Consider the following 24,739-nt stretch of genomic DNA (forward strand, 5'->3'; position numbering starts at 1 on the left):
ATGGCAACGATCAAGGATGTGGCGGCGCTTGCGGGTATTTCCTATACCACGGTGTCCCATGTGGTGAACAAGACGCGCCCGGTCAGCGAGCCGGTACGCGTCAAAGTCGAGGCGGCGATCAAGCAGTTGGACTACGTGCCCAGCGCCGTTGCGCGCTCGCTCAAGGCCAAGACCACGGCCACCATTGGCTTGCTGGTGCCCAATAGCCTCAACCCGTACTTTGCGGAGCTGGCGCGTGGCATCGAGGATTACTGCGAGCGCAATGGCTACTGCGTGATTCTCTGCAACTCCGACGACGACGCTGAAAAACAGCGCAGTTATTTGCGCGTGTTGCTGGAAAAACGCGTCGACGGCTTGATCGTGACGTCTGTGGGCGGCGATGACAGTGGTCTTGCCGCCGGCTTGAGTGCGGTGCGCACGCCCATGGTGATTGTCGACCGGGCGCTGGATGGCATTGATGTCGATCTGGTACGCATCGATCACGAAGAGGGCGCTTATCTCGCCACCCGCCACCTGCTGGAACTGGGGCATCGGGACATCGCCTGTATCGGTGGCCCGGTGCATACCCGGGTAGCACAGATGCGTCTGGCGGGTTACCAGCGCGCGTTGCGCGAGGCGGGGGTCGAAGTGTCGGCCAGCCGTATCCTGGAAAGTGACTTCACCAGCACCGGAGGTTATGCCGCAGCCGTGCAGTTGTTGTCGGGAAACCCGCCCAGTGCGATTTTCGCCAGCAACGATATGATTGGCTTTGGCGTGCTGCGCGCCGCCGCGGAGCGCAATCTGCGTGTGCCGGGCGAGCTGTCGGTGATCGGTTTCGATGACATTCAGATGGGGCGCTATGTCTACCCCGCGCTGACGACGGTCGGGCAGTCGATCCTGCAATTGGGCGAGACGGCGGCCGAATTATTACTGCAACGAATAGCAACCCCCCAACTGCCGATCGATCAACGCATCGTGACGCCCAGCATTGTTTTGCGTGAGTCGACCGCGCCATTGGCCGATGTGTTCGCCCAATACCGCTGAACCGAATTGATGAGTACTGATGTATGCCAGCAAAAGTAGTGGTAATAGGCAGCTTGAACATGGACCTGGTCACCCGCGCCAGTCGTTTGCCACGTGCCGGTGAAACCCTGATCGGCCAGACGTTTTCCACCGTTCCCGGCGGCAAGGGCGCGAACCAGGCCGTCGCATCGGCCCGTCTGGGGGCGGATGTCGCGATGGTCGGTTGCGTCGGCACTGACGCCTACGGCAGCCAATTGCGGGAAGCGCTGCTGGTGGAGGGGGTCGATTGCCAGGCGGTCAGTGCTGTGGAAGGCTCCAGCGGTGTGGCGTTGATCGTGGTGGATGACAGCAGCCAGAACGCCATTGTGATTGTGGCGGGCAGCAACGACCAGTTGACGCCAGCGTCTCTGAAAAGCTGCGACGCGGTGTTACAGGCGGCAGATGTGATCATCTGTCAGCTTGAGGTGCCGATGGATACCGTTGGGCAGGCGCTCAAGCGGGGGCGTGAGCTGGGCAAGACAGTCATTCTCAACCCCGCCCCGGCAAGCGCACCGTTGCCTGCCGAGTGGTATCACTCGATCGATTACCTGATCCCCAATGAAAGTGAGGCCACTGCCCTCAGCGGTGTGACGGTCGACTCGCTCGACAGCGCCAAGGTCGCCGCGACCGCGCTGATCAAGGCGGGGGCGGGCAAGGTCATCATCACCCTTGGCGCCCAGGGAGCACTGTTTGCCGACGGCAAAGGCTTCGAACAGTGGGTGGCGCCGAAGGTCAAGGCGGTCGATACCACGGCCGCCGGCGATACCTTTGTCGGTGGCTTTGCCGCCGCGCTGGCCGCCGGCAAGAGCGAGGCCGAGGCGATCCGTTTCGGCCAGGTGGCGGCGGCGTTGTCAGTGACCCGTGCCGGTGCTCAGCCATCCATTCCTACGCTGCAAGACGTACAAGGTTTTGTGCCCTCATGAAAAAGACACCTTTGCTGAATATCGCCCTGTCGCGGGTCATCGCATCGCTGGGCCATGGTGACATCCTGGTTATCGGTGATGCGGGTCTGCCGGTGCCTCCCGGCGTGGAGCTGATCGACCTGGCGCTGACCCAGGGTATTCCGGATTTCATCAGCACCTTGCGCATCGTGCTGAGCGAAATGCAGGTTGAAAGCCACGTGCTGGCGGAGGAAATCCTGCTTAAACAACCGCCTGCACTGGGCGAGCTTGATGCGCTCGCAGAGCAGGCGGCGCTGGGTGAAAGGCGCCTGCTCAGCCATGACCAATTCAAGCAACTGAGCCGCAATGCCCGTGCGGTCGTGCGCACGGGCGAGTGCCAACCTTATTGCAATATCGCGCTGGTCTCCGGCGTAACGTTCTAGCGTCCCCCCTTATGACAAGGAGTGTTTTATGCATACCCTGAAAAACCTGTTCCGGAGTGTTCTGCTTTTGTCCGCGCTCACTGCTGCAAGCGCCCAAGCGGCGGAAAAAATCGACCTGATCATCGACACCGACCCTGGGGCCGATGATGTGGTGGCGTTGCTGTTTGCCATGGCCTCGCCGGAGGAGTTGAAGATTCGTGCACTGACCACCGTCGCCGGCAACGTGCGCCTGGACAAGACCTCTCGCAATGCGCGCCTGGCGCGTGAGTGGGCAGGGCGCGAAGATATTCCGGTGTACGCAGGTGCGCCAAAACCGCTGCTGCGCACACCGATCTACGCAGAGAATATTCATGGCAAGGAAGGGATTTCCGGCGTCACCGTGCACGAGCCCAAGAAGGGCCTGGCCGAAGGCAATGCCGTCGACTACCTGATCAAGACCCTGAGCAGCGCCGCGCCGCACAGCATCACCATCGCCATGCTCGGCCCACAGACCAACCTGGCGCTGGCGTTGACCCAGGCGCCGGAAATCACCCAGGGCATCAAGGAAGTGGTTGTGATGGGCGGCGCGCATTTCAATGGCGGTAATATTACGCCCGTGGCCGAGTTCAACCTGTTCGCCGATCCGGTCGCGGCTGAGATTGTGCTCAAAAGTGGTGTGAAGCTAACTTACCTGCCGCTGGACGTGACTCATAAGGTCCTCACCAGCGACGCCCGCCTTAAAAAGATTGCTGACCTGAATAACAACGCGAGCAAGGTGGTCAGCGCCATTCTGAATGAGTATGTCAAAGGCGATATGGAGCACTACGGGATTCCGGGTGGTCCGGTCCATGATGCTACCGTGGTGGCGTACCTGCTCAAGCCTTCGCTGTTCAGCGGTCGCGAGGCCAATATGGTCGTAGACAGCCGTGAGGGCCCCACCTTCGGCCAGACCATCGTCGACTGGTACGACGGCCTCAAGCAGCCGAAGAATGTGTTCTGGGTCGAGAACGGCGACGCCCAGGGCTTTTTCGATCTGCTGACCGAGCGCCTGGCGCGTCTGAAGTAGGGTGCTTGACCCGGTCGACGTTCGTCGTCCGGTCCTTAATCGCGCGTCTGCGCCCCCATGTAGTCGGCCGGGTATTTCTCGAATACCTGGCCGATGAACGCTTGTGCCGCCTGTGTGCCGAGTTCCTTGACCAGCAGGTCGATACCAATGATCGCCAGTTCTTCAGCGCTTCCAGGGCTGTAGGAGCTTTGGCCTTGGGGCCATTTGGCTTTGATATCGGCTTGGAGCGTTACGGTGGTCATGGAAATCTCACGGGCTGAAAATACGGGGCAATGCACTGGAAAGCGGTTCCAGCGGGCGCAGTTAAGCATTTTGCGGGGCATTTGGCACTGCTACTTAGGCATGAGGGAGGGGGCTGTGCGACACTGGCGCCCTGTTTAACGGCCGGGAAACTGCGCGTGCAAATCGATTTGAACAAGCCCGATAACCTTACGCTGGAGGCTGTGCGCCAACTGCTTGGCAGCGCCAGTGACGATGAACATACCCAATTGCGGGTCAGCAAGGCGGGCATCGCCTACATCTCGTCAGGGGTGGTCGGAGGGGCTGAGGTTGATGGCCTGCTGTTTCGCCTGGAGACCTGGGCTAAAGGGTCCGGCTATGTCGGCATCGTGGCGGCCAGCGATGAAGTCTGGGTCATGCAGATTTTCAACGCGCTCAAACAGAACTGGCCAAAACCAGCGTCTGACTACATCGACATCTACTGAATACGTTCATATCTAGTCACGATTGACCGGGCGCCTGCCGGCCGTGAGTCAGGCAGACTTGCGCGCAGGCGGTTAACGTCTTGAAACCAATCGCCTTGACTGCTGTCGCACGATCTCTGTCCATTTTTTATCATAGGAGGCTTCATGCCTTGGAAGCTCGCATCATTCGGTACTTTGTTGGCAGCACTCGCGTTGGCGGGTTGCAGCACCCCGGGTGCCTCTGAGCCAGGCAAAGATGCCACCGTGACCGATGCCGGTCATAGTCGCTGTGAGTCGAAGGCCGCCGAGTTCGCGATCGGCCAGAAAGCCTCGCCGCAACTGCTGGAGCAGGCGCGTACGCGTGCCGGCGCGCAGAACGCACGTATCCTCAAGCCCAACGATATGATCACGCTGGAGTATCGCTCCGACCGCTTGAACCTGAACACCGACGACAACCTGGTGATCACGCGGGTCAATTGCGGCTGATAGCGCCTCTTTTGTAGCGCCCATAAAAAACCCCGTCACATGGACGGGGTTTTTTTAGCTCAGCGGGGAATTACTCGCCGCGAACTTGTGCAGCTTGCATACCCTTTTGGCCTTTCTCAGCCACGAAGGAAACGGTTTGGCCTTCTTTCAGGCTTTTGAAACCGTCGCTTTCGATAGCTTTGAAGTGTACGAACAGGTCGTCACCGCCACCTTGAGGAGTGATGAAGCCGAAGCCTTTTTCATCGTTGAACCATTTAACGGTGCCGGTTTGGCGATTAGACATGGTGTATCTCCAAGAAACATATATTTTCAGTAGTACTGTGCTGCTCAGGCCAACTGGGCACACCGAGCTATCATAGTCGAAATGTTCGACTTGGGAGCCCCCCCAAGGCACTGTTTGCTCATCAATAGCGCTGCATTGCGGGTTTGGATCGGCTGAAAGCCCCGATCTACGGGGCTTTGGCTCGAAATATCAACTGATAAAAAAAGCCGTAAAAGCTGCGTATTTTGTGAGAAATGGCAGTTTTTGGGCTGTTTTTCCCAGGGCAAAGCAGTGGTGCCAATGGAAAATCTTACTTTTTCTTCACGACTTTGCAGGACGAAATAGCCGCGACGGCTTTGTTTTTAAGCTCCGGGCTGGCGTTCTGGTTAGTCATGAGTTCCTTGATTTCGGCGGTGCTCAATTCGGCGTTGATCTTGTCAGCGCCGCATTCGCAGTGAGTCTTTGCGGTTTTGGCATCCACGTTCTGGCTGGCTGCCGCGCTGCAGTCATTAATAAAGCTGTCCCGTGCGCCCGCTGGCCAGTTCGAGGGGGCTGCTGCCTGCGCACCGAGCGAAAGGAGGGTCAGGGAGGCAGCTAGGGCGAGGCTGGAGGTAAAACGCATCATGAAATGCTCCTGGGGTTTGAGGACGAACGGCAATTCTCAGTGGGTTTGAGGGGTAGCGTACAGCTCAAGTTCACTTTCGCGACCATAAAGCCTGGAATTTGCTATTGCATGAAGAGGCGCCAGCACGATGACCGTTCATCTGTGCTAGCATCCGCCTCCTGGCTATTCCAAGGCGCGCCATTTGCCGCCTCGCCATGTCTTTTTAGCTCACTCCAGTCACTCTGGTTCGATTATCGGTTGGCCGAAAGGCTCCTGCCGCTGTAAGGCAGGCGTTCATCACTGAACGGCCTGGTGTTGGATCTTGTACTGGCTCATCCCAACCCACGTGACCTTTGGTAGGGGTCACCACTAGGAGAGGAGGCGCCATGCCAACTATTACTCTTCCCGACGGCAGTCAACGTTCATTCGATCATTCGGTTTCCGTAGCCGAGGTCGCCGCATCCATTGGTGCGGGCCTTGCCAAGGCCACCGTGGCCGGCAAGGTCGACGGCAAGCTGGTTGACGCCAGCGACCTGATCACCCGCGATGCCAGCCTGCAGATCATCACGCCCAAGGATCAAGAGGGGCTGGAGATCATTCGCCACTCTTGCGCACACTTGATTGGCCATGCGGTCAAGCAACTGTATCCGACCGCGAAGATGGTCATCGGCCCGGTCATCGACGAAGGCTTCTATTACGATATCGCCTACGAGCGTCCTTTTACTCCGGACGACCTCGCGGCCATCGAGCAGCGCATGCATGCGCTGATTGAAAAAGATTACGACGTGATCAAAAAGGTCACGCCGCGCGCCGAAGTGATCGACGTGTTCACTGCCCGTGGCGAAGACTACAAGCTGCGCCTGGTCGAAGACATGCCGGACGAGCAGGCCATGGGCCTGTACTACCACGAAGAATACGTCGACATGTGCCGTGGTCCGCATGTGCCGAACACGCGCTTCCTGAAGTCGTTCAAGCTGACCAAGTTGTCCGGCGCCTACTGGCGTGGTGATGCGAAGAACGAGCAGCTGCAGCGGATCTACGGCACTGCGTGGGCTGACAAGAAGCAGCTGGCAGCCTACATCCAGCGCATCGAAGAAGCCGAAAAACGCGATCACCGCAAGATCGGCAAGCGCCTGAACCTGTTCCACCTCCAGGAAGAAGCGCCGGGCATGGTGTTCTGGCACCCGAACGGCTGGACTCTGTATCAGGTGCTTGAACAGTACATGCGCAAGGTCCAGCGCGAAAACGGATACCTGGAGATCAAGACGCCTCAGGTGGTTGATCGCAGCCTGTGGGAGAAATCCGGGCACTGGGCCAACTATGCCGACAACATGTTCACCACCCAGTCGGAAAACCGCGACTACGCCATCAAGCCGATGAACTGCCCTTGCCACGTGCAGGTGTTCAACCAGGGCCTGAAGAGCTACCGCGAGCTGCCGATGCGCCTGGCGGAGTTTGGTGCCTGCCACCGTAACGAGCCTTCGGGTGCGCTGCACGGCATCATGCGTGTGCGCGGCTTCACCCAGGATGACGCGCATATCTTCTGCACCGAAGAACAGATGCAGGCCGAATCCGCCGCGTTCATCAAGCTGACCATGGACGTTTATCGCGACTTCGGCTTTACCGAAGTCGAGATGAAGCTGTCCACTCGTCCGGAAAAACGCGTCGGTTCCGACGAGCTGTGGGATCGCGCAGAGTCGGCACTGGCCGCAGCGCTCGACAGTGCGGGGCTTGCGTACGATCTGCAGCCGGGTGAGGGCGCGTTCTACGGTCCGAAGATCGAGTTCTCGCTGAAAGATTGCCTTGGTCGCGTCTGGCAGTGTGGTACCCTGCAGCTCGATTTTAACCTGCCGATCCGTCTGGGCGCCGAATACGTCTCCGAAGACAACAGCCGTAAACACCCGGTTATGTTGCACCGAGCGATCCTCGGTTCGTTCGAACGGTTCGTCGGGATCCTGATCGAGCACTACGAGGGTGCGTTCCCGGCGTGGCTTGCTCCGACCCAGGCAGTGATCATGAATATCACTGATAAACAGGCAGATTTTGCCGCTGAAGTTGAAAAAACTCTCAACGAAAGCGGGTTTCGTGCCAAGTCCGACTTGAGAAATGAAAAGATCGGCTTTAAAATCCGCGAGCATACCTTGCTCAAGGTTCCCTATCTTTTGGTTATTGGAGACAGGGAAGTCGAGATGCAGACTGTCGCTGTGCGTACTCGTGAAGGTGCTGACCTGGGCTCGATGCCCGTCGCCCAGTTCGCTGAGTTCCTCGCGCAAGCGGTTTCCCGGCGTGGTCGCCCAGATTCGGAGTAATTATTATTAAGCGTGAAATGAGACAAGATAAACGAGCTGCACCGAAAGCCCCGATCAACGAGAATATCTCGGCACGCGAGGTTCGGTTAATTGGCGCTGACGGCGAGCAGATTGGCATCGTCTCGATTGATGAAGCGCTTCGTATCGCTGAAGAGTCCAAATTGGACCTGGTGGAAATCTCCGCCGACGCAGTCCCGCCTGTTTGCCGGGTGATGGACTACGGCAAGTCGATCTTCGAAAAGAAGAAGCAGATTGCTGCGGCGAAGAAGAACCAGAAGCAGATTCAAGTAAAAGAAATCAAGTTTCGTCCAGGGACGGAGGAAGGGGATTACCAGGTAAAACTGCGCAACCTGGTACGTTTCCTGAGTGATGGGGACAGGGCCAAGGTATCCTTGCGATTCCGCGGCCGTGAGATGGCCCACCAGGAGCTGGGGATGGAACTCCTCAAGCGGGTTGAACAAGACCTGCTCGAGTACGGTTCGGTCGAACAGCATCCTAAGATGGAAGGACGCCAGCTGATCATGGTCATCGCCCCGAAAAAGAAGAAGTAATCAACAGGGCACGGCAGGCCTTCTGATTATGTTTATCAACTGAATGCGGAGTATCCGAACATGCCAAAGATGAAGACTAAAAGTGGTGCTGCTAAGCGGTTTCTGAAAACTGCTAACGGTATCAAGCACAAGCACGCTTTCAAGAGCCACATCCTGACCAAAATGTCGACCAAGCGTAAGCGTCAACTGCGCGGTAGCAGCTTGCTGCATCCGTCTGACGTGGCAAAAGTCGAGCGCATGCTGCGCCTTCGTTAATTTTTGGATCAAGAATAGAGGAAGTAACTCATGGCTCGTGTAAAGCGTGGCGTCATTGCCCGTAAGCGTCACAAAAAAATTCTGAAACTTGCTAAAGGCTACTACGGCGCGCGTTCACGCGTATTCCGTGTTGCCAAGCAAGCGGTAATCAAGGCAGGCCAATACGCCTACCGTGACCGTCGTCAGAAAAAACGTCAGTTCCGCGCTCTGTGGATCGCTCGTATCAATGCTGGTGCTCGTGTTAACGGTCTGTCCTACAGCCGTTTCATCGCTGGCCTGAAAAAAGCGTCCATCGAAATCGACCGTAAGGTTCTGGCTGAACTGGCCGTGAACGAAAAAGCGGTGTTTGCTGCGATTGTCGAGAAAGCTAAAGCCACCTTGGCTTAAGTACCCCCGACAGTCACCCTGGGCTGCTCCTGCAGCCCAAGGTGGTAAACGTCTTAAATAGGGGAAGAGCCTTCAAGCTCTTCCCCTATTTTGTATCTGGAGTCTGTACATGGAAAACCTGGACGCGCTCGTCGCTCAAGCTCTTGAGGCTGTGCAAAGCGCTGAAGATATCAATGCCCTGGAGCAAATCCGGGTTCACTACCTTGGCAAGAAGGGTGAATTGACTCAGGTGATGAAGACCCTGGGAAATTTGCCGGCTGAAGAGCGCCCACAAGTCGGTGCGCTGATCAACGTCGCCAAGGAGCGTGTCACAGAGGTTCTCAATGCGCGCAAGGCGTCGCTCGAAGAGGCTGACCTTGCAGCCAAGCTCGCGGCCGAGTCCATTGACGTAACCTTGCCTGGCCGTGGCCAGGCCTCGGGCGGTCTGCATCCGATCACCCGGACTCTGGAACGTATCGAACAGTTCTTCACCCATATCGGCTACGGCATTGCCGAAGGTCCTGAGGTCGAAGACGACTATCACAACTTCGAGGCGCTCAACATCCCAGGCCATCACCCGGCCCGGTCGATGCACGACACCTTCTATTTCAACGCGAACATGCTGTTGCGCACCCATACCTCGCCGGTACAGGTCCGCACCATGGAAGCGAACAAACCGCCGATCCGCATCGTCTGCCCAGGCCGTGTGTACCGTAGCGACTCGGATATCACCCACTCGCCGATGTTCCACCAGGTCGAAGGCCTGCTGGTCGATCGCGACATCAATTTCGCCGACCTCAAAGGCACTATCGAAGAGTTCCTGCGGGTGTTCTTCGAGAAAGAGCTGGCGGTGCGCTTCCGTCCTTCGTTCTTCCCGTTCACAGAGCCATCCGCCGAAGTTGATATGGAATGCGTGATGTGCAGCGGCAAAGGCTGCCGCGTCTGCAAGCAGACCGGCTGGCTGGAAGTGATGGGCTGCGGCATGGTGCACCCTAACGTGCTGCGTATGTCCGGGATCGACCCGGAAGAGTTCTCGGGCTTTGCCTTCGGCATGGGCGTTGAGCGTCTGGCCATGCTGCGTTACGGCGTGAACGACTTGCGTCTGTTCTTCGACAACGACTTGCGGTTCCTCGCGCAATTTCGCTAGTCGTAACGAATCTTTAGGAGAGCAGGATGAAATTCAGTGAACAATGGCTGCGTGGCTGGGTAAGCCCGCAGGTAGATCGCGACGAGCTGGTTGCCCGTCTGTCGATGGCCGGCCTTGAGGTCGATAGTGTGACGCCGGCCGCCGGTGTTTTCAGCGGCGTGGTGGTGGGCGAGGTGTTGAGCACCGAGCAGCATCCCGACGCCGATAAATTGCGTGTGTGCCAGGTCAGCAATGGCGCCGAAACCTTCCAGGTCGTGTGCGGGGCACCGAATGTGCGCCCGGGCCTGAAGATTCCGTTCGCGATGATCGGTGCTCAATTGCCCGGCGACTTCAAGATCAAGAAGGCCAAACTGCGCGGTGTCGAGTCCAACGGCATGCTGTGCTCCCAGGCTGAACTGCAGGTGGGCGAGGGCAATGATGGCCTGATGGAGCTGCCGGCTGATGCGCCGGTGGGCCAGGACATCCGCGTTTACCTGGAGCTGGAAGATGCCAGCATCGAGGTCGACCTGACTCCGAACCGTGGCGACTGCCTGTCCCTGGCGGGCCTGGCGCGTGAAGTCGGCGCGTTGTACAACGCACCCGTCACGCGCCCGGTTGTGACCCCGGTAGCGGCAGTGCACGACGAAGTGCGCTCCATTGAAGTGCTGGCGCCCAACGCTTGCCCACGTTACCTGGGGCGTGTGGTTCGTAACGTCGACCTGTCCAAGCCAACCCCGTTGTGGATGGTTGAGCGTCTGCGCCGTGCCGACGTGCGCAGTATTGATGCTGCCGTCGACATCACCAACTACGTGATGCTGGAGTTGGGCCAGCCGCTGCACGCCTTCGATCTCGCCGAAATCAACGGTGGTATCCGCGTACGCATGGCTGAGGAAGGCGAAAAGCTGGTTCTGCTCGACGGCCAGGAAGTTGCCCTGCGCGCCGATACCCTGGTCATCGCTGACCATTCCCGCGCCCTGGCGATTGCCGGCGTGATGGGGGGCGAGCACAGCGGCGTGTCTGCGACCACTCGCGATGTTTTCCTGGAAAGCGCGTTCTTCGATCAGATTGCTATCGCTGGCAAGGCGCGTTCCTACGGCCTGCACACCGACGCTTCGCATCGCTACGAGCGTGGCGTGGACTGGAAGCTGGCCCGTGAAGCCATGGAGCGTGCTACTGGCCTGCTGCTGGAAATCACCGGTGGCGAAGCCGGTCCGATCACTGAAACCGTCAGTGAGCAGCACCTGCCTTCTGTTGCGCCGATCACCCTGCGTGCCAAAAGCGTTGAACAGATGCTTGGCCTGGTCATTGACCCCGCTGAAATCGAGCAACTGTTGTCGGCCCTCGGCCTGGGCATTTCCTCGAGTGGGGAAGGCCAGTGGCGCGTTGAAGTGCCGAGCCATCGCTTCGATATCAGCCTGGAAGTTGACCTGATCGAAGAACTGGCCCGCCTGTACGGTTACAACCGCTTGCCGGTTCGTTATCCGCAAGCACGCCTGGCGCCACAACCCAAGGCCGAGGCGCGTGCGCACCTGCCTGAGCTGCGTCGTCTGCTGGTCGCCCGTGGTTATCAGGAGGCGGTGACCTACAGCTTCATCGATCCGAAACAGTTCGAACTGTTCAACCCAGGTGTTGAACCGCTGCTGCTGGCAAACCCGATCTCCAACGACATGGCAGCCATGCGTTCGTCGCTGTGGCCGGGTCTGGTGAAAGCGCTTTCGCACAACCTGAACCGTCAGCAAGATCGCGTGCGCATGTTTGAAAGCGGCTTGCGGTTTGTGGGGCAACTGGACGGGCTGAAGCAAGAGCCGATGCTGGCCGGTGTCGTCTGCGGTAGTCGCTTGCCGGAAGGCTGGGCGCAAGGCCGCGATGCCGTGGACTTCTTCGACGTTAAAGCTGATGTGGAAGCGGTATTGGGCTTCGCCGGTGCACTGGACGACTTTACGTTCGTGCCAGGCAGCCACCCGGCGTTGCACCCAGGCCAGACCGCGCGTATCGAGCGAGAAGGGCGCCTGGTGGGCTTCCTGGGGGCCATTCACCCCGAGCTGTCGAAAACCCTGGGCCTTGATCGTCCGGTCTTCGTGTTCGAGCTGGTCCTGGCTGAAGTGGCTTCGGGCAAAATGCCTAAATTCAGCGAGTTGTCGCGCTTCCCTGAAGTGCGCCGCGACCTGGCCCTGATCGCTGACCGTGAAGTCGCAGCCACTGCCGTTCTGGATGTAATCCGTGAAAATGCAGGGGAATGGCTGACAGACCTCAGGCTATTTGACGTCTATCAGGGTAAAGGTATTGATCCGCATAGAAAAAGCCTTGCAGTTGGCTTGACCTGGCAGCATCCATCGCGCACTCTTAATGACGATGAGGTGAATACCACGACACAAAATATCCTCACCTCGCTCGAACAAAGGTTGAACGCCACGTTAAGGAAGTGACGTATGGGGGCTTTGACGAAAGCTGAGATGGCGGAACGTCTGTACGAAGAGCTGGGTCTGAACAAGCGCGAGGCCAAGGAATTGGTCGAGCTGTTTTTTGAAGAAATCAGGCACGCTCTGGAAGACAATGAGCAGGTCAAGCTGTCCGGTTTCGGCAATTTTGACCTGCGGGACAAACGCCAGCGGCCTGGCCGCAATCCAAAAACGGGAGAAGAAATCCCGATCACGGCTCGCCGTGTGGTCACCTTTCGTCCAGGGCAGAAGTTGAAGGCCCGAGTTGAGGCTTATGCTGGAACCAAGTCATAACGACGAGCTACCCGTCATCCCAGGCAAACGCTACTTCACCATTGGTGAAGTCAGCGAACTCTGTGCGGTAAAACCGCACGTGTTGCGCTATTGGGAGCAGGAGTTTCCTCAACTCAACCCCGTCAAACGCACCGGGAACCGTCGGTATTATCAGCGCCAGGACGTGCTGATGATCCGACAGATCCGTGCCTTGCTGTACGACCAGGGGTTCACCATCAGCGGCGCACGTCAGCGCATGTCCGGTGATGAAGCCAAAGACGACACCACCCAATACAAGCAACTGATCCGCCAGATGATCTCCGAACTCGAAGATGTGCTGGTGGTTTTGAAGAAGTAATTCCGGCTTTTAAAATACTTCCACATTTCAAAAGCTTGCGGTATATTCTTCATCGCTTCGTTGCGAAGCGAACCCAGTAACACGCCTAGTCGGGGCGTAGCGCAGTCCGGTAGCGCACTAGCATGGGGTGCTAGGGGTCGAGTGTTCGAATCACTCCGTCCCGACCATTATTCCTGAGTAAAATCAGTCATTTAAGCCGATCATACAGATCGGCTTTTTTGTGTCTGCGCAAAATCCGCGCACAACTGGCGCAAAACCCGATGAAGAATAGTAAGCGGATGGTGAACACATCTTTACTTCGCCCTCACATCGATCTGCTTCCAACTGCTATATAAAACTCCGTCTCGCTAAGAGCCGTGAGTAGGTCGTGGGAGCGATGCGATCATTTGATCAAAGGCCACCACCGCATATCTTCTATCAAGGCTTTTCAAGGTTGGCATTTCTGAAGGAAACCCGAATCGCACTCTGCCGGGAAGCACTTCATCCATAGCTGAGTACCAAGTCAGCAGAGCTTGTTGGAGACGCACGTGCAGCTCGAATCCACTCCGTCGGCGGGTGGTGTCTGCTTTGGCTCGCTCTCGCGCGAGCTGAGGATCTATGCGGCCAACAATGTAACAGTCAGCAAAGCCAATACGTCCTTGTGCGATTGTTTCTCTTGTGGCGTCCAACTCTATTCGCCAGTTGTGTTCGCTCGTCTCGCCGATCTGCCAAAGGCTCCAAATGTAGTGGAGCTTGAGAGGATCACTGTCACACAAAGCCCACGAAGAAATGTCTTCCATGGCCAACGCTTTTTGCCAGCGATCCACGTTCCGCTCTGCCCAAAAAGTTGCTGCTCCGACTGGATCTTTTATCCGATCCGGCTCGTTTTCAAAACGGCCGTTTTCAGGAATGACATGTTGCCCTCCATGCTTAGCGCACCAAGTCGTTTTCCCGCTGGCGCTGATTCCTTCAACAACCAAAATCATCGTTATGACTACTCCGTTAATTGCGCCATCCTTGCAAGTCCCAAATCATCAGGGCTTACGTGGTTTCTGCCGCCACCCACTGATGCGGCAGCAGTTGCTCGATCTCGCTCGCCCGCTGCGTCGGCAGGCGTGTAAGAACGTCTTTCAAATAAGCATACGGATCATGCCCGTTGAGCCGCGCAGATTGGATCAAACTCATGATCGCCGCCGCCCGTTTTCCTCTGCGTAGCGACCCTGCAAAGAGCCAGTTCTTACGTCCAAGAGCCCATGGCCGGATTTGATTCTCTGCCCAGTTGTTGTCTATGGGTATGGCCCCGTCATCGAGGTATCGCGACAGCGCTGCCCAGCGTTTCAGGCTGTAATCCAGCGGCCTGCTGATAGCCGAACCTTCGGGCACGAGATCACGCTGGACGATCATCCAGGCATGCAGCATATCCATCACCGGTACGGCTTTTTCTTGCCGTATTCGCCGCCGTAAACCAGGTTCTAAGTCGCGGACTTCGCTCTCGACTTCGTAAAGCAACTGGATATAGCGCAGGGCCTGCTCGGCGAGCATGCTCTTGTAGGTGGCATTTACCCTTCCAGTCTTGCAGGAAGTTGCGAGCATGCTCTCCCGCACGGCTGGGGCTAAAGTCATAAACCACCGCTGCCAAGTCCGAGAACTGGCTAGTGGCGTAGGCCCAAACATAAGAACGGTGGGTTTTCTTTGTTCCCGGCATGAGCATCTGCACCGGTGTTTCATCTGCGTGGATGACTTGTTGCCCAAGCACTACTTCGCGCAGCGCGTCGCCCAGAGGCTGCAACTGCACGCCCATCACGCCAACCCATTGAGCCAATGTTGAACGTGGAATCGCCAAGCCTGCTCGACCGAAGATCGATTCCTGACGGTAAAGCGGCAGATGGTCAGCAAACTTGGCAATCATGACGTGTGCAAGTAGGCCCGCAGTCGGGATGCCCTTATCAATAACCTGCGCCGGAACCGGTGCCTGAATCAGCGTTTTGCAGTCATCGCAGACCCACTTGCCACGGACATGGCGTTCGACGGTGAACACGCCGGGCGTGTAGTCCAGCTTCTCGCTGACGTCCTCACCGATGCGCTTGAGAGCGCAGCCGCATGGGCAGTGAGTGTTGTCCGGTTCGTGATGGATTAGTGTGCGTGGAAACTCAGCCGGTAATGCAGTGCGCTTGGGTTTCTGCTTTTTCTCGGTCGCCGCTGGCACTGTATGCAAGGCCTGAAGCTCTGCTTCAATCGCTGCGATATCGGTATCGATCAGGTCATCGAGCAAACTGGCCTGCTCAGGATTCATCTGCTCGCTGCGCTTGGCAAACTTCAAACTCTTGAGCTGGGCTATCTCGTGGGTCAGTTTCTCGATCAGCGTTTGGTCGCGGTTGATTTTCTTGCCCATCGTGTCGACTTGCGACAGCAACTGCGCTGCCAAAGCACGCAGTTGGTCGGGGGACATTTGGTCGAGATTGGGAGAAGAAGTCATGCGCCGGATTTTGCCAGAGCAGGCGCTTCGCGGCGATAGACCGATAGACTAATGGCAGCCGTTAAAGCAGTGTGATCGAGCCTCCAGAACCTGCGCGTTGCCATGGCAGACCCAGCACCAATGCCTGAAGTTGCTCGGTATCCAGTTCCATCTCAGAACCATGGCGAATGCCAGGCCAATGGAACTTGCCTCGATTCAACCGGCGCGCCGCCAGCCATATTCCAAAGCCTTCATGCACCAGCACTTTCATGCGATTGGCGCGGCGGTTGGCAAACAGATAAGCACAGTGCGGTTGCGCCGCACCGAACACGGCGATCACCTTGGCTAACGTCGTTTCGGTGCCTGCGCGCATGTCCATCGGTTCGGTGGCGAGCCAGATGGAGTCAATGCGAATCATCGCAAAAGGTCTCGAAGAAAAGTCGCACAGGCGGCAGCACTTTCAGTCGGCCAGTTCACTTTGATGGTGCCGCGCGGGTGCTGTATTTCAACGCAGATATTCGATGATGCTGGATGGGAGTTTGCCCCGGCCAGCGGCATGGGTAACGGAATAAATGCAGGTGGGAGCGTAGGGCTTTTCTGCGCTTGCAGCCGAATCCATTTGTGGACGAGGTTTGCGTTGAGGCTATGGCCGAGCGCGACGCTGGCAATCGAAGCGCCGGGCTGTGCACACTCTTGAATGACTTGGGGCTTGAAGTACTTGGAATAGGCCCTTCTTCCAGGCCGAGTCGTTCATACGGTGCATCGCGGTTCCGTTGTATGGGAAAACCCATTACTTGCTGATACCGCGCTGCTTTTCAATGATCGACCTGGCCACGCTATTCAGCACCACCAGGGTTTCCCGCGAGCGCTTGAACCAGTACCAAGCTCGGGCAACGCGCGGCACGCTGTAGCTGTCGCCCAGGCGCTGCAGTTTGATGAATGCCACCGGCATCTTGCCGTTATCGTCGCTGAATGCCTGCTCGAACTGATCCTGCATTGTCTGTGTCATGGCCTTGGCCCCTGTAGATGAAGACGTAGGCGAACAAGAGGGTGGCGATCATGGCGTCACCCGGCGCGCCCACTGGGCGTACGGACCGTCCTCCGTATCGAAGATCCCCATCAGGAACCACTCAGGCCCAGGTGATTTGGGGTTCCAGCCATTATAGTGAGCCGCTCCGTATTCGTATGGGTGGCCATCCAGATCGCTATCCATATGCCATCCCTTCAACTCAAGGCCTTGTGTTTTCGTCCAGTGAATGTATGGCGTAGGGTCTTCGCCACCGCCGAAGCTTGGAATATCGGGGTGATACCACTAGCCGTCCTTGTCACGCTCTACGGCAGCCGGCTGGTTCAGACATGACTGTTCCTTTGCTGCTATAGCGGCTGACTTTAAAGGGGGAGGGAATTTTCAAAAGTTGTACGCGGTCTAGGTTATTGTACAACTATTTCTGGTAGCATTCACTTCGTACAACAGGTGCTCAGACCATGATCAACAATGACGATCTGCGATTTGAATCACACAAACATCTGCTCGAAATTGATGCCTCAGTTGCCGAATTGATGAAGCTCGTTGCCTCCCGAAAGACGGCAGGCGTCGAATGGGTTCAAGCGATCGCTCGTTACGATGCTGCTCACTCCAAGTGGGTGAAGTTTCTTCTGGATGCGGCAATTTCGAATAAGTCTTAACAGACCACATAACGAGATTTCACAACCGTCAGGCAGGCCGGTCACGGGGCCGCTGAGGTAATCCCGCTTCACGAAATGTGCTTGCCGGGCGATGCCCGGGAAGTGGTTAGGTTTAAAGAGTCGACTACAGTTCGAAGATGATCCCTAAGGACAGATCTATGACATGCTTTATTTGCGGCGAAAAAGCGCTCGCAACCGATGTTGGCAAGGATTACGAAGAAAGAATTTGTCAAAAATGCGGACACTATCGAATCACGAGCGCGGCGCTCATTCTGCTGAGGTCTCGCGATTGGAGCTTCGATGAGGAGTTGGTCAGAGCTTGGCTTGAGCAGCAAAAGCGTCGTGGATTTATACCTACCATAGATGATCACCAGGCAAGTCGATTGATCCGCGTTTAGACCGCCTCATCCTGGCCCTCAGTCATCCGCGCTCAACAGTGCAAGGAAAGCTTCAATTTTGTTTTCTGTAGGCATGGGGTCGTCCTTGCCGGGCCATGCCCGGGCGGTGGAGTGGGGGGCGACGATATTTGCCGACGTTATGCATCACCTGTTGGGAGTTATTCCCAGAGGAGCATTGCATGGCACATCTCACAGAGTGGTTGATATTACTCAGTGCGTTAATCAGCCTGGCAACCGAAATCCTTCGGTGTCGGAGCGGCAGCAAGCGGAAGGAATGATAAAAAGCGCTAAGAAGCTGGGCCTCCCCTGAACTGGAGGCCCATTCTTTCGTCTATCCGGCAGTCAGATAATCGAGCGTAGCGCCATGATGGTCTCGGGGGGATCCTCGAACAGGTCTGGGTTGAAGTGTGGCAATTCTCCGATGCCTTCGTAATGCGTGATCAATATCCCTTCGGGGCAGAGACGCTCCGCTGCTCGTAACAAAATTGAGTTGGAAGAGGCCTGACGCAGACTTCCCGAGACAGCGAGCAAACGCGCCATTTCAACACCGTTCGTGGTTTAGGAGTCGCTGGAGTTTGGCACGGAAGCTTGGTCGGGTCAGGCGTAAACTTATCATTCGCGATAGGCGTCGCAGCCGCTGCCCTCCCGGGAGATGAACGCTGGGCCCTTTATTTGGTTTCTTTAATTAACTAGTTGTCGGTTTTAGATGTCGGAAACGGCCTCGTCAATGTTAAGTCAGCCTGATTTTTAATGATCTGATGTCGCCTAAAATTGCAGGTTTGCGAGCTTAGGAGGAGGGGCGTCGGAGTCAAGGCGAGTCAGTCGGTTTGATCTGCGGTAGAGAATAATTAATTGACGTAACTAATTTGAAAGGCTAATTTCGCCTCAACAAAAACGGTAGACGCGCCAAAAAACCGAGGCGCCGCATGCCGGTATCGATCCGGATCGGCAACTGGCGAATGTTCGCCGCTAGCTTGCCGTTTGCCTGACTGTTGAAGGAGCTGAAATGAACATCGCCGATCTGGTCGCTATCGATGTGCACACCCATGCCGAGTTCTCCTGTCATGAACCGGATGATGACTATCGCATCGAGTTCGAAGACGCCAAACGCAAATACTTCAAATCCGGTTCACCACCATCCATCGACGAAACCATTGCTTATTACCGTGAGCGCAAGCTTGGCCTGGTGATGTTCACCGTGGACTGGGAGTTCGAGATCGGGCGCAGGCGGGTGCCCAACGAAGAGGTGGCTCGCGCCGCTCAGGACAACGCTGACATGATGATGGCGTTTGCCAGTGTGGATCCCCATAAAGGAAAAATGGGGGTTCGGGAAATGCGCCGTCTGATCGAGGATTTCGGCATCAAGGGGTTCAAGTTTCATCCGACCTGCCAGGGCTTTTTCCCGAATGATCGCATGGCCTATCAACTGTACGAGGTCATTGCGGAATATGGCTTGCCGGCCATTTTCCACAGTGGCCATTCAGGTGTCGGCAGTGGCATGCCGGGGGGAGGAGGGTTGCGCTTGAAGTACTCCAACCCTATGTACCTGGACGATGTCGCAGCGGACTTCCCCGAGATGAAAATCATCCTGGCGCACCCCTCATGGCCTTGGCAGGATGAGGCACTGTCGGTGTGCCTGCACAAACCGAATGTCTACATCGACCTGTCGGGTTGGTCGCCCAAGTACTTCCCACCTCAGTTGGTGCAGTACGCCAATACCTTGCTGAAACATAAGATGTTGTTTGGTTCTGACTATCCGTTGATTACCCCGGATCGCTGGATGAAGGATTTCACCCAGGCCGGTTTTAAAGAGGAAGTCCATGCTTTGATTCTGAAAGAGAATGCGATCAAGGTGCTCGGCCTTGGGTGACGGAATTTTTTCAGCAAAGCCATCTCATCCACGAATGCCGCCATCGACAGCGTTTTTGACTTCAATGGCTTTAGGCAGCAGGCGGTTCCGGCAGACAAATCCCCATGTCAGGTCCTTTCAAAACGATTGGCAGGGCGCGCCAAACCGAGGTTTTCACGCAGGGTAGCGCCGGTGTATTCGGTGCGGAAAAGGCCACGCCGTTGCAGTTCGGGCACCACCCACCGGGTGAAATCTTCAAGCCCGCCCGGCAGGTGCGGTACCAGGATATTGAAACCATCGGCCGCGTTGTTTTCGAACCAGTGCTGCAGCTCATCGGCGATCTGCCCAGGTGTGCCAATCACGCTGTAATGCCCGCGGCCACCGGCAATGCGCCGGCCCAGTTGCGCCAGGGTCAGGTGCTCGCGACTGGCCAGCTCGCTGAGCAGTTGCTGACGGCTGCGCTGGCCGCTGTCGGTCAAGGGCAGTTCGGGTAGTGGCCCGTCGAGGGGGTAGCCCGACAGGTCAAAATTGCCCAGCATGCGCCCCAGTAATGCCACGCCGACTTGCGGCTCGACCAGCGCCTGGAATGCCTCGAATTTCGCCTGCGCCTGGGCTTCGGTCTGCCCGACCACGACAAACATGCCCGGCATGATTTTCAGCGAATCCTGCGCGCGCCCGTAGCTTTCCAGGCGCCCTTTGAGGTCGGCGTAAAACGCCTGGGCCTGTTCCAGTGACGTCTGCGCGGTAAACACCACCTCGGCGGTTTGCGCCGCCAACTCACGACCGGTTTCTGATGAGCCCGCCTGCACAATCACGGGATGGCCCTGTGGCGAGCGCGCCACATTCAGTGGGCCTTTGACGCGAAAGTGCTCGCCGACGTGATCCAGCACATGCCGCTTCGCCGGGTCGTAGTAGGTGCCGCTGGCCTTGTCGCGCACGAAGGCATCGTCTTCCCAACTGTCCCACAGCCCGGTCACTACCTGATGAAATTCCCGCGCACGGCTGTAGCGTTCAGCATGGCCCAGATGTTCGTCGCGGCCGAAATTCTGCGCCTCGGCGGCAGCGTCAGACGTCACCAGGTTCCAGCCCGCCCGCCCATTGGACAAGTGATCCAACGAGGCGAATTTACGCGCCACATGGTAGGGCTCGTTGTACGTGGTGGTCGCTGTCGCGATCAGGCCGATGTGGTCGGTCACGGCACTCAGCGCCGACAGCAAGGTCAGCGGCTCAAAATGGTCCGAACGCGCCATGTGACTGGCAATCTCGCCCGCGGCCGCTGCAATGCTGTCAGCCACGAACAAGGCATCGAATTTTGCCGCTTCGGCCACGCGTGCCAAATGTTTGTATTGGGCGAAATCCAGCCCGGCATCGGCCGGTACATCCGGGTGACGCCAGGCGGCGACGTGGTGACCGGTGGCCATGAGAAAGGCGCCGAGCTTCAGTTGACGGCTCATGCTCAGAAGTCCTTGCGCAGTTGCACGCCGAAGTAACGTTCATCGTCACGGGGCACGGCGCGGTAGATGTAGTTGCCACCGCTGGCCAGCAGCGGCGAGTAGGACTTGTCGGCAAGGTTCTTGGCGAGGAGGGCCACGCGCCAGCCATGGCTGTAGTCGGCCAGGGCAACGCTGGCATTCCAGATCCCGTAGGCGCCTTGTCGGGTGTCGACGTTCTGGCTGATGTCGTACTGCACTTCGCTCTGCCAGCTGTAGTCGGTACCCAGTTCGATATCCAGGCCGTTGTCCAACGGGATGCTGTAGTCGGCGCGTATGTAGCTTTTCCAGTCCGGGCTGAAGGGTAATGGCTTGCCATTGACGTTGCAGGTTGCCGCTGCGCCGGCCGGGCAGGCGAACTCATCGATGCGCGCACGGGTATACGCCAGGGCGCCGGAGAGTTTGAGCTGTTGGGTGGCCTGCAAGGCGTAATCCAGCTCGACACCTTCAGTGCTGACGCTGCCGGCGTTGATCAAGCGTGTCACGACCTGGCCGGCAACCGTGTCAAAGAAGTTGGCCTGATAGTTGTCGTAGTCGCTGTGAAACACCGCCAGGTTGGTCGTCAGGCGGTTGTTCCAGGCCGTGGCCTTGATCCCGGCTTCCCAGGTGTTGGAGGTTTCTGGCTTGAGCGCGCTGGTGTCACGCGGTTGCATATTGAAAAACACGTTGTACGCCGGGCCTTTGTAGCCACGCGAGTAAGTCAGGTAACTGGTGAGGTTGTCGCTGATGTCGTACTGCACGCCCAGGCGGCCGGACCATCCATCCTCGTCCACCGAGCCCGAGCTGGACGTGGCGGGTTGAATCCCGCTGACCGTGGTGGCCGAGGTGGAGACACGACGGTGAGCATATTTCAGCTCGTCATGGGTGTAGCGCAGTCCGGCGATGCCGCGAAAGCGCGAGGTGAAGTTCAGCGTGGTCTCGCCGAATACTGCACTGCTGTCGCTGGTGGTGCTGTAGTCGGCGACGCCACGGTCGGTGCGCGAGGGAGTCGTCAGCGTACGCTGATAGGTTTCTTCATCCTTGCCGTGCATGTAGAACAGACCACCGACGTATTCAAGAAACTCACCTTTGGGTGAGGCCAGGCGCAGTTCCTGTGAGTATTGATCGAACGCCAGCTCGCCTTTGTCGGCGGTGCCGGGGAACGTGGCAGTCACCGTGCCCAGGCGGTCACCGTCCTGGTACTGAGTGTTATCCCAGCCGCGCCACGCGGTGATCGAGGTCAGGGTGTAGTCGCCAAGGTTCCAGTCCAATTGGGCCGAAAGCCCCTTGTTGGTGTCTTCCACATGGCTGCGGGTGTCGGTGTTGATGTCGCGGTTGTCGCCGGAAGCGCGCACCGGCGCCAGCGCGTTGGCGAACGCCGGGGTCAGGGACTTGCTCACCACGCCGTTTGGCGCGTCGTCGTGGGACTGCATGTAGTCGGCGATCAGGGTCAATTTCACGTCGTCGTTGGGGGTAAATTCCAACTTGCCGCGGATGCCCTTGTGGTTGTAACCGTTTACTTCTTGCCCGTTATGCTTGTTGTCGACATTACCGTCGTAGCTGCCGAACAAGGTGCTGATCGACCCCTTGAGCACATCCGGCACCAGGCTGCCGCCGATGCCGAAACGGGTGCGGCTTTCGTTGCCGCTGTACCAGGACTGGTCGATATAGCCGTGGGGTTCGGCGCTGGGCGCTTTGCTGGTGATGTTCAGCACACCGGCCGACGCGTTTTTACCGAACAGTGTGCCTTGCGGGCCGCGCAGCACTTCGACGCGCTCCAGGTCCAGCAAGTCCAGGGTGGCCTGGCCGGGGCGGGCGTAGACCACGCCGTCGATCACCGTAGCCACCGTCGGCTCGACACCGGGGGAGGTGGAGATGGTGCCCACGCCGCGCACGAATAGCGAGGTGTCCTTGTTCGAGGCGCCGGTGCGGAAGTTCAGTGACGGTACCTGCTGGGCAATACTGGCCACACCGTTGCGGTTGTCACGCTCCAGTTGTTCGCCATCCAGCACGGAGACGGCCACTGGGACTTTCTGCAGCGATTCTTCACGGCGCGTGGCAGTGACGGTCACGGCGTTGAGCGTCGGTTCCTGCTCGTCGGCCGCAAATGCGCCCGGCAAGGGCAGCATGGTGAGGCCGGCGAGAAACAGCAGTTGAGAGTGTCTTGGAAAGTTGTACATGCTTTGCCCGCTCAAAAAATGCCCTGGACCGTTACCGTTCTACGACGGTAACGCCTGTGAAATCGTCTTTGGCATTCGCTCGAGCGAGTAGCAGACATTACGCTTTGTTAGCGCTAACATCGGCATTATTGTTGGGCGCGTTTTAGAACGTCAAATATTTAAAAATTAGCCCTATATTCTTTTTGGTTTTTATCAGGATGGCCTTGTGAGCGAAGAGAAACCGCGTAAACGTCGTGGCGCAGGGCGCGTTACCCTCAACACCGTCGCCCGGCAGGCAGGCGTGTCGGCGATCACCGTGTCACGCTATTTCAACCAGCCGGAGCAAGTCTCGGTGGAGCGCCGCGAACGCATTGCCGAGGTGGTGGCCGAGTTGGGTTACGTGCCCAACCTGGTCGCTGGCGGGCTGGCGTCGGCTCGAGGGCGCATCGTGGCGATGGTGATCCCGAATATTTCCGGGCCGATCTTCGCCAATACTCTACAGGGGGTCAGCGACACCCTCGCTCAGCATGGTTATCAGCTCTTGTTGGCATCGAGTTACTTCAGTGCCGAGCAGGAGGAACGGGCGGTGCGCGCATTCCTCGGTTGGTCGCCGGCGGCGCTGGTGCTGACGAGCCGTTTTCACAGTGCCGGCACCGAAAAGATGATCGCTGACGTCGATATTCCAGTGGTGGAAACCTGGGATTACGTGCCCGAGCGCGAACCGTTACAGATCGGCTTCTCCCATTACGAAGTGGGCGTCACCGCTGCGCGTTACCTGCACGGCCAGGGCTACCGCCGCATCGCTTTTGTACAGAACAGCGCCATCGGTGACTTCAGTGCGATGGAGCGAGGTGAAGGTTTTGCCGCGACGCTGATCGAGCTAGGCGCGCAACCCAGAGTCTTTACCCCCGATGCCGGCAGCGCTCCGTTCGAAGCCGGCAAGCAGGCAATGGACGCGCTCATGCGCCACGCCACGCCGCCGGATGCAATCTTCTTTGCCAATGACAACCTGGCCGCCGGTGGATTGCTCGCCGGTCAGCGCGCCGGTGTGAACATCCCCCAGGATTGCGCGGTGCTGGGTTTCGGCGATTATCCGTTCGCCGAAATGCTGTTGCCCAGCCTGAGTACGATCAAGCCGCCCGCATTGGAGATAGGTGTTCTGGCCGCAACCCGCGTGCTGGAAAGTCTCGGCGTACTGCCGGTTGAACATGAGGTGCAACGGCTGAGTCGGTTGGAGTGCCACTTGATCGAACGCGAAAGCACACGGGTGTCACCAGGACTCAGATCATCCATAAAACATTCTTAATATGAATAAAGATTTTTATAAATAATAAAATTAGAGAATATTAGCTTATACCAAAACAGCATTATATTTTTGAAATCCATTCCGTTATGTTTGGACTCAACAGCCTACCCCTGACCCCGGATGGTACCCAGCGTGATTCAGATTCCGCGCACCATGCCAGGGTGATCAACCCCTGAGCCCGCCGCGAATCGTTGGAAGGGAGCTCAACCCATGTTGCTGATTCAACCCCCTCGCCACACCTAGCCCAAACCGCCGAAACACCTTCTGACACCGCGCCGTCACCCCGACGGCGTGTCTGCCCGACTTCGCGATTTGGA

At 57.6% G+C, this 24,739-nt stretch carries 26 protein-coding genes, 1 tRNA gene and 2 pseudogenes; 18 read left to right on the forward strand and 11 right to left on the reverse strand.

What is annotated here, in order from left to right; genetic code table 11:
* Genes ACQRBV_RS17345 through ACQRBV_RS17360 form a run of 4 tightly spaced genes read left to right on the forward strand, consistent with a single transcriptional unit; the run spans position 1 to position 3,410 of the window.
* On the forward strand, positions 1-1,023 hold the full coding sequence (locus tag ACQRBV_RS17345) for a LacI family DNA-binding transcriptional regulator (RefSeq protein WP_060756908.1): 1,023 nt from the start codon (positions 1-3) through the stop codon (positions 1,021-1,023).
* Between the two features lie 23 nt (positions 1,024-1,046).
* Positions 1,047-1,964, forward strand: a complete 918-nt coding sequence (gene rbsK, locus ACQRBV_RS17350; RefSeq protein WP_104994310.1) for a ribokinase — start codon at positions 1,047-1,049, stop codon at positions 1,962-1,964.
* The gene (gene rbsD / locus ACQRBV_RS17355) at positions 1,961-2,365 is read left to right on the forward strand and encodes a D-ribose pyranase (protein ID WP_060756906.1); all 405 of its coding nucleotides are present in this window, start codon (positions 1,961-1,963) and stop codon (positions 2,363-2,365) included. The genes rbsK and rbsD overlap by 4 nt, the downstream gene beginning before the upstream one ends.
* 28 nt (positions 2,366-2,393) lie before the next feature.
* Complete coding sequence (locus tag ACQRBV_RS17360; RefSeq protein WP_205343516.1) at positions 2,394-3,410, forward strand: nucleoside hydrolase; 1,017 nt, start codon at positions 2,394-2,396, stop codon at positions 3,408-3,410.
* A gap of 35 nt (positions 3,411-3,445) precedes the next feature.
* Here ACQRBV_RS17360 and ACQRBV_RS17365 read toward each other — a convergent pair whose 3' ends face one another.
* Positions 3,446-3,652 carry a hypothetical protein gene (locus tag ACQRBV_RS17365; protein WP_060756904.1) on the reverse strand — a complete coding sequence of 69 codons (207 nt, stop codon included), beginning with the start codon at positions 3,650-3,652 and terminating at the stop codon, positions 3,446-3,448.
* 156 nt (positions 3,653-3,808) lie between these two features.
* Between ACQRBV_RS17365 and ACQRBV_RS17370 the strand changes: the two genes are divergently transcribed.
* Together ACQRBV_RS17370 and ACQRBV_RS17375 are read left to right on the forward strand one after the other, a co-directional pair.
* On the forward strand, positions 3,809-4,114 hold the full coding sequence (locus ACQRBV_RS17370; protein ID WP_060756903.1) for a hypothetical protein: 306 nt from the start codon (positions 3,809-3,811) through the stop codon (positions 4,112-4,114).
* 144 nt (positions 4,115-4,258) lie between these two features.
* Positions 4,259-4,579, forward strand: coding sequence for an I78 family peptidase inhibitor (locus ACQRBV_RS17375; protein WP_090369850.1), 321 nt, complete (start codon positions 4,259-4,261; stop codon positions 4,577-4,579).
* A gap of 70 nt (positions 4,580-4,649) precedes the next feature.
* Here ACQRBV_RS17375 and ACQRBV_RS17380 read toward each other — a convergent pair whose 3' ends face one another.
* Both ACQRBV_RS17380 and ACQRBV_RS17385 read right to left on the reverse strand, forming a co-directional pair.
* Complete coding sequence (locus ACQRBV_RS17380) at positions 4,650-4,862, reverse strand: cold-shock protein (protein ID WP_003234260.1); 213 nt, start codon at positions 4,860-4,862, stop codon at positions 4,650-4,652.
* A gap of 289 nt (positions 4,863-5,151) precedes the next feature.
* Entirely contained in the window at positions 5,152-5,466 is a 315-nt protein-coding gene (locus ACQRBV_RS17385; protein WP_081087091.1) for a hypothetical protein, read from the reverse strand.
* A gap of 365 nt (positions 5,467-5,831) precedes the next feature.
* Here ACQRBV_RS17385 and thrS point away from each other — a divergent pair, with 365 nt between their 5' ends.
* The 9 genes from thrS (at position 5,832) to ACQRBV_RS17430 (ending at position 13,288) form a co-directional block, all read left to right on the forward strand.
* Entirely contained in the window at positions 5,832-7,754 is a 1,923-nt protein-coding gene (gene thrS / locus ACQRBV_RS17390) for a threonine--tRNA ligase (protein ID WP_060756900.1), read from the forward strand.
* Positions 7,754-8,305 carry a translation initiation factor IF-3 gene (gene infC, locus ACQRBV_RS17395; protein ID WP_174554058.1) on the forward strand — a complete coding sequence of 184 codons (552 nt, stop codon included), beginning with the start codon at positions 7,754-7,756 and terminating at the stop codon, positions 8,303-8,305. Before thrS ends, infC begins: the two co-directional genes overlap by 1 nt.
* Positions 8,306-8,365: 60 nt before the next feature.
* Positions 8,366-8,560 (forward strand): 50S ribosomal protein L35, encoded by a 195-nt coding sequence (gene rpmI / locus ACQRBV_RS17400; protein ID WP_002553160.1) that lies wholly within the window; start codon positions 8,366-8,368, stop codon positions 8,558-8,560.
* A 30-nt stretch (positions 8,561-8,590) separates the two neighbouring features.
* The gene (gene rplT / locus ACQRBV_RS17405; protein WP_003174975.1) at positions 8,591-8,947 is read left to right on the forward strand and encodes a 50S ribosomal protein L20; all 357 of its coding nucleotides are present in this window, start codon (positions 8,591-8,593) and stop codon (positions 8,945-8,947) included.
* Positions 8,948-9,056: 109 nt separating this feature from the next.
* On the forward strand, positions 9,057-10,073 hold the full coding sequence (gene pheS / locus ACQRBV_RS17410) for a phenylalanine--tRNA ligase subunit alpha (protein WP_034099107.1): 1,017 nt from the start codon (positions 9,057-9,059) through the stop codon (positions 10,071-10,073).
* A gap of 26 nt (positions 10,074-10,099) precedes the next feature.
* Positions 10,100-12,478: a phenylalanine--tRNA ligase subunit beta gene (gene pheT, locus ACQRBV_RS17415; protein WP_161549288.1), complete on the forward strand. Its 2,379-nt coding sequence runs from the start codon at positions 10,100-10,102 to the stop codon at positions 12,476-12,478.
* Positions 12,479-12,481: 3 nt separating this feature from the next.
* Positions 12,482-12,784, forward strand: a complete 303-nt coding sequence (ihfA, locus tag ACQRBV_RS17420; RefSeq protein ID WP_002553164.1) for an integration host factor subunit alpha — start codon at positions 12,482-12,484, stop codon at positions 12,782-12,784.
* Positions 12,765-13,121, forward strand: coding sequence for a MerR family transcriptional regulator (locus ACQRBV_RS17425; protein WP_003174972.1), 357 nt, complete (start codon positions 12,765-12,767; stop codon positions 13,119-13,121). Before ihfA ends, ACQRBV_RS17425 begins: the two co-directional genes overlap by 20 nt.
* A 90-nt stretch (positions 13,122-13,211) precedes the next feature.
* A tRNA-Pro gene (locus ACQRBV_RS17430) sits at positions 13,212-13,288 on the forward strand.
* 180 nt (positions 13,289-13,468) lie between these two features.
* Here ACQRBV_RS17430 and ACQRBV_RS17435 read toward each other — a convergent pair.
* The 5 genes and pseudogenes from ACQRBV_RS17435 to ACQRBV_RS17455 form a co-directional block, all read right to left on the reverse strand.
* Positions 13,469-14,086 (reverse strand): hypothetical protein, encoded by a 618-nt coding sequence (locus ACQRBV_RS17435; RefSeq protein WP_411985000.1) that lies wholly within the window; start codon positions 14,084-14,086, stop codon positions 13,469-13,471.
* Positions 14,087-14,141: 55 nt separating this feature from the next.
* Positions 14,142-15,576, reverse strand: a pseudogene (gene tnpC / locus ACQRBV_RS17440) (IS66 family transposase).
* Between the two features lie 61 nt (positions 15,577-15,637).
* Complete coding sequence (gene tnpB / locus ACQRBV_RS17445) at positions 15,638-15,973, reverse strand: IS66 family insertion sequence element accessory protein TnpB (protein ID WP_411985001.1); 336 nt, start codon at positions 15,971-15,973, stop codon at positions 15,638-15,640.
* Positions 15,970-16,254, reverse strand: coding sequence for an IS66 family insertion sequence element accessory protein TnpB (locus ACQRBV_RS17450; RefSeq protein ID WP_411985055.1), 285 nt, complete (start codon positions 16,252-16,254; stop codon positions 15,970-15,972). Before ACQRBV_RS17450 ends, tnpB begins: the two co-directional genes overlap by 4 nt.
* Before the next feature lie 31 nt (positions 16,255-16,285).
* Positions 16,286-16,426: pseudogene (locus tag ACQRBV_RS17455) on the reverse strand (tyrosine-type recombinase/integrase); the annotation flags it as partial.
* A 614-nt stretch (positions 16,427-17,040) separates the two neighbouring features.
* On the opposite strand from ACQRBV_RS17455, the gene ACQRBV_RS17460 reads away from it, so the two are divergent.
* Positions 17,041-17,241 (forward strand): hypothetical protein, encoded by a 201-nt coding sequence (locus ACQRBV_RS17460; protein ID WP_090369857.1) that lies wholly within the window; start codon positions 17,041-17,043, stop codon positions 17,239-17,241.
* Positions 17,242-17,981: 740 nt separating this feature from the next.
* Here ACQRBV_RS17460 and ACQRBV_RS17465 read toward each other — a convergent pair.
* Complete coding sequence (locus ACQRBV_RS17465; RefSeq protein WP_090369861.1) at positions 17,982-18,179, reverse strand: NADPH-dependent FMN reductase; 198 nt, start codon at positions 18,177-18,179, stop codon at positions 17,982-17,984.
* A 466-nt stretch (positions 18,180-18,645) separates the two neighbouring features.
* Between ACQRBV_RS17465 and ACQRBV_RS17470 the strand changes: the two genes are divergently transcribed.
* A complete protein-coding gene (locus ACQRBV_RS17470; protein ID WP_244385445.1) occupies positions 18,646-19,509 on the forward strand; it encodes an amidohydrolase family protein in 864 nt (287 codons plus the stop codon).
* 107 nt (positions 19,510-19,616) lie between these two features.
* Here ACQRBV_RS17470 and ACQRBV_RS17475 read toward each other — a convergent pair whose 3' ends face one another.
* Entirely contained in the window at positions 19,617-20,942 is a 1,326-nt protein-coding gene (locus ACQRBV_RS17475) for an LLM class flavin-dependent oxidoreductase (protein WP_411985002.1), read from the reverse strand.
* A gap of 2 nt (positions 20,943-20,944) precedes the next feature.
* Positions 20,945-23,137 carry a TonB-dependent receptor gene (locus tag ACQRBV_RS17480; protein ID WP_411985003.1) on the reverse strand — a complete coding sequence of 731 codons (2,193 nt, stop codon included), beginning with the start codon at positions 23,135-23,137 and terminating at the stop codon, positions 20,945-20,947.
* Positions 23,138-23,342: 205 nt separating this feature from the next.
* Between ACQRBV_RS17480 and ACQRBV_RS17485 the strand changes: the two genes are divergently transcribed.
* On the forward strand, positions 23,343-24,422 hold the full coding sequence (locus ACQRBV_RS17485; protein ID WP_411985004.1) for a LacI family DNA-binding transcriptional regulator: 1,080 nt from the start codon (positions 23,343-23,345) through the stop codon (positions 24,420-24,422).
* Positions 24,423-24,739 lie beyond the last annotated feature (317 nt).

It is taken from the genome of Pseudomonas sp. R11F, assembly GCF_050312575.1.
In the GTDB taxonomy this organism is placed as follows: Bacteria; Pseudomonadota; Gammaproteobacteria; order Pseudomonadales; family Pseudomonadaceae; genus Aquipseudomonas; species Aquipseudomonas palleroniana.

Coding starts and splice junctions, on each gene's coding strand:
- ACQRBV_RS17465 (WP_090369861.1), bottom strand. CDS start 18,179: ATGGCGCGTTTGCTCGCTGTCTCGGGAAGTCTGCGTCAGGCCTCTTCC.
- rbsK (WP_104994310.1), top strand. CDS start 1,047: ATGCCAGCAAAAGTAGTGGTAATAGGCAGCTTGAACATGGACCTGGTC.
- pheS (WP_034099107.1), top strand. CDS start 9,057: ATGGAAAACCTGGACGCGCTCGTCGCTCAAGCTCTTGAGGCTGTGCAA.
- ACQRBV_RS17475 (WP_411985002.1), bottom strand. CDS start 20,942: ATGAGCCGTCAACTGAAGCTCGGCGCCTTTCTCATGGCCACCGGTCAC.
- ACQRBV_RS17425 (WP_003174972.1), top strand. CDS start 12,765: ATGCTGGAACCAAGTCATAACGACGAGCTACCCGTCATCCCAGGCAAA.
- rpmI (WP_002553160.1), top strand. CDS start 8,366: ATGCCAAAGATGAAGACTAAAAGTGGTGCTGCTAAGCGGTTTCTGAAA.
- ACQRBV_RS17470 (WP_244385445.1), top strand. CDS start 18,646: ATGAACATCGCCGATCTGGTCGCTATCGATGTGCACACCCATGCCGAG.
- ACQRBV_RS17460 (WP_090369857.1), top strand. CDS start 17,041: ATGATCAACAATGACGATCTGCGATTTGAATCACACAAACATCTGCTC.
- ACQRBV_RS17480 (WP_411985003.1), bottom strand. CDS start 23,137: ATGTACAACTTTCCAAGACACTCTCAACTGCTGTTTCTCGCCGGCCTC.
- ACQRBV_RS17380 (WP_003234260.1), bottom strand. CDS start 4,862: ATGTCTAATCGCCAAACCGGCACCGTTAAATGGTTCAACGATGAAAAA.
- ihfA (WP_002553164.1), top strand. CDS start 12,482: ATGGGGGCTTTGACGAAAGCTGAGATGGCGGAACGTCTGTACGAAGAG.
- ACQRBV_RS17375 (WP_090369850.1), top strand. CDS start 4,259: ATGCCTTGGAAGCTCGCATCATTCGGTACTTTGTTGGCAGCACTCGCG.
- ACQRBV_RS17435 (WP_411985000.1), bottom strand. CDS start 14,086: ATGATTTTGGTTGTTGAAGGAATCAGCGCCAGCGGGAAAACGACTTGG.
- ACQRBV_RS17345 (WP_060756908.1), top strand. CDS start 1: ATGGCAACGATCAAGGATGTGGCGGCGCTTGCGGGTATTTCCTATACC.
- ACQRBV_RS17365 (WP_060756904.1), bottom strand. CDS start 3,652: ATGACCACCGTAACGCTCCAAGCCGATATCAAAGCCAAATGGCCCCAA.
- ACQRBV_RS17385 (WP_081087091.1), bottom strand. CDS start 5,466: ATGATGCGTTTTACCTCCAGCCTCGCCCTAGCTGCCTCCCTGACCCTC.
- thrS (WP_060756900.1), top strand. CDS start 5,832: ATGCCAACTATTACTCTTCCCGACGGCAGTCAACGTTCATTCGATCAT.
- tnpB (WP_411985001.1), bottom strand. CDS start 15,973: ATGATTCGCATTGACTCCATCTGGCTCGCCACCGAACCGATGGACATG.
- ACQRBV_RS17360 (WP_205343516.1), top strand. CDS start 2,394: ATGCATACCCTGAAAAACCTGTTCCGGAGTGTTCTGCTTTTGTCCGCG.
- rplT (WP_003174975.1), top strand. CDS start 8,591: ATGGCTCGTGTAAAGCGTGGCGTCATTGCCCGTAAGCGTCACAAAAAA.
- rbsD (WP_060756906.1), top strand. CDS start 1,961: ATGAAAAAGACACCTTTGCTGAATATCGCCCTGTCGCGGGTCATCGCA.
- pheT (WP_161549288.1), top strand. CDS start 10,100: ATGAAATTCAGTGAACAATGGCTGCGTGGCTGGGTAAGCCCGCAGGTA.